General features: G+C 59.5%; 3 protein-coding genes and 1 pseudogene. 2 read left to right on the top strand and 2 right to left on the bottom strand.

Annotated features, from left to right (window positions below):
• Together AC1DWI_RS19295 and AC1DWI_RS19290 are read right to left on the bottom strand one after the other, a co-directional pair.
• Positions 1-920, bottom strand: a 920-nt coding sequence (locus AC1DWI_RS19295) for a sensor histidine kinase (RefSeq protein ID WP_477725482.1), incomplete at its 3' end; no start/stop codon positions are given.
• Between the two features lie 82 nt (positions 921-1,002).
• Positions 1,003-1,863: an XRE family transcriptional regulator gene (locus tag AC1DWI_RS19290; RefSeq protein WP_477725481.1), complete on the bottom strand. Its 861-nt coding sequence runs from the start codon at positions 1,861-1,863 to the stop codon at positions 1,003-1,005.
• Positions 1,864-2,006: 143 nt separating this feature from the next.
• On the opposite strand from AC1DWI_RS19290, the gene AC1DWI_RS19285 reads away from it, so the two are divergent.
• The gene (locus AC1DWI_RS19285; RefSeq protein ID WP_477725480.1) at positions 2,007-2,375 is read left to right on the top strand and encodes a helix-turn-helix domain-containing protein; all 369 of its coding nucleotides are present in this window, start codon (positions 2,007-2,009) and stop codon (positions 2,373-2,375) included.
• Positions 2,376-2,412: 37 nt separating this feature from the next.
• Positions 2,413-2,658 (top strand): annotated as a pseudogene (locus AC1DWI_RS19280) (hypothetical protein); the annotation flags it as partial.

The following is a 2,658-nucleotide window of genomic DNA, read 5'->3' as shown; positions in this document are numbered from 1 at the left end:
TTGACCCGCAGCGGACTGGACTCCAGCCCCGCCAGGTCGAAGAGGGAGTTGAACAGGTCGTTGACCGCCTTGGTGGACCGGACGATCTTGGGCGCTATCTGCGCCACGAATTCTGGCTCGGCAGCCAGCCAGCCGGCGTACAGGTCCAGGGCATGCACCGGCTGACGCAGGTCATGCGCGGCGCTGGCGATAAAACGGTTCTTGATCTCGATGGCCTCAAGGGCGGCACGGCTTTTTTCAGTCAACGATCTGATCAGTTCGGAGTTGTCGTACTGCAGTTCGAGGTTGGCACGCTGCACCTGGTGAAAGCGCTGGCCCGACACGCGAATGACCACCCAGTAAATGACGATCAGCACCACCATGCCCCAGGTATTGAACGTGGAAGAAATTCCTCTTTCCAGCATCAGCTGGTAGAAAAATACCGTCAGGGTGGAAATGCCCAGGCCGTTCACATAGCCTTTGAAGCAGGGAAGCCAGGAGGAAAAGGTGCCCACCGCAAACCCGGCCATTCCGACCAGGACGATCATGCCGAGGAACTGGTCATACACGGGCGCTTTGAGGAAGTACACAAACATCGACGCACCCCAGACCATGGCACTCATGGGCCACGTCCACGTGTAGCGCGCCATGAATGCGCGCAACGCAGGGCCGCTGACGCCCAGCAGCGAACGCTGGTAAATGCCGATGACGCGATACCGCACCAGGGTCACCAGCGTCGCCGCCGTTGCCCAGATGCCCAGACTGAGCAGGTCTACATGGCGGTAGAGAATCACCACCATGGACACGATCAGGACCAGTGCAGAATGCAGGGCCGGGCGGGCATACCGCATGAAGATGTGGATCAACCGCATTTCCACCCAATCCTCGCGCGAGATATCTGGCGCGCCCTGGATAGGCCGGATCGCTGTGGGGTGGTCCATGGAATGCGAGTTTACGTTGCATCCGGGGCCGCAATGCCATCCGCGGCGCACGCCTGTTGCGTTGCGGTCTAGGGACTTACGCTCAGTTAAAAGTCACGCCGGCCCAGCGCACGCGGCCAAGCACGGCAAAATCCCGGTCTGTACTTTCGTAGCCCTGGATGTCAAACGGTTCATACGCCGGGTTGTAGCTGCTGACGCGCAATATCTTGCCGGGCAGGCGCTGCAGTTTTTTGACCAGCAAGGCGCCGTCAAGCCGTACCATGTGCACGCCCTCCGTCAGGGCATCGCGATCCCGCAAGTCAGTCAGCACTGCGTCCCTGGAATGCAGCCACGGCTCCATCGAGGCGCCCGCCACCGTGGACATGACAATGTCGTTATGGTCAATGCCCAGGTCATACCGGATGAACTGCACATCAAAGGGTCGCATCGCCACGACCGACCCAAGGTCGTTGAATACATCCCGGCCCGGCGAAGCGCGGAGGTCAAACAGGGGCGCATAGACAAACGTGCCGGTCTCGACCGCGCGCACGTCGCGCGCCACTGCCGCAGCAGCCCGGGTTTCGTCTGGAGCTTCCCGGCCCAGTAGTTGCCCAGGCGTCAACCGGTATTCCCTGGCGAGTACTTCCAGCTCGAACGCATCCGGCAGGCTGTCGCCACGCTCTATGTTCCAGATGGTGTTGCGGTGAACCCCGACCGTGGCCGCAACCTCATTGATTTCCCTTGTACCCCGGGCCATGCGGCAGCGCTGGCCAAACTGGCGCATGAAAACCGACCTGGCTTCGGTTCGCACAGACCTGGCACCCGCCTTGTCGACGGCTGCTGCGGCCTCATGCAGGTACCACGCAATGGGCTCTTCCGCCTTGACCGGCSTTACGGCGGTAAAGGAATAGTGCTGGAGCTTGCCAGATCCCCCCGCCCCTGATGCTGCTTCTTTTGTGTTCATGAACACTATTTTGTTCCCCCCAGCACAAAATGAGCAAACATAACACTCATTTAATTGGTAAAAAATACAATAAAAGTAGCACAAATTGAAACAGGCAGAAAAAAATGTTTGACTTGGCCTGTTTTGTGCTCAAAATATTAGATATGAGCACAATTAAATCGACACCCGCACAGGAAGATATGCACCCCGCCGATGTCATTGCTGCCCTCCGCAAACGCGGTACCAGTCTTCGAAAAATTGCCATGGAAAACGGTTACAGCCACATACAACGCGTGCTGACCAGCCCCTGGCTGGCGGCCGAGCAGCTCGTGGCACGCGCCCTCGACAAAAGGCCCGAGGATCTCTGGCCGTCGCGTTACCTCAATCCCRCCAGCCGGGCGCTGGCCTTTCAGCAGACGCGCAAGATCACGGTCACCATGCCGCATCAGCGCAATCAGGCCCAGCGCAAACTGGCACACGAGCTGACCGCCAACAACGCCCTCACGGATGGGCCTCCGTACTCCCAACCGTAAACGTCGTCAGAGCGCCTGAGCGAGATCGCGACCAATCATGGGCGACCTTATCACCCACGATGTACGTGCCCTGTGGTTGCGGTTGCGCGCCACCGGCGGCTGGTGGACGCTGGCCTCGCTTCACCCTCACTGGAAACCCACGTATGAACCCAACGATGTCCAGCAAGCCATGGACATGCTGGAAGCAGGCGGCTTTGTGGAAAGCCGTCACCAGACGAGCCGGCTGAGCTACGGCGTCACCCCCAATTGCCAAATTCCGCCCGGACTTGAGCCTGTCAACGAC

It is taken from the genome of Polaromonas sp. P3_C2 (assembly GCF_056402675.1).
Note: the sequence above shows the minus strand (reverse complement) of the source record. Positions and strands in the feature narration are given on the sequence as shown.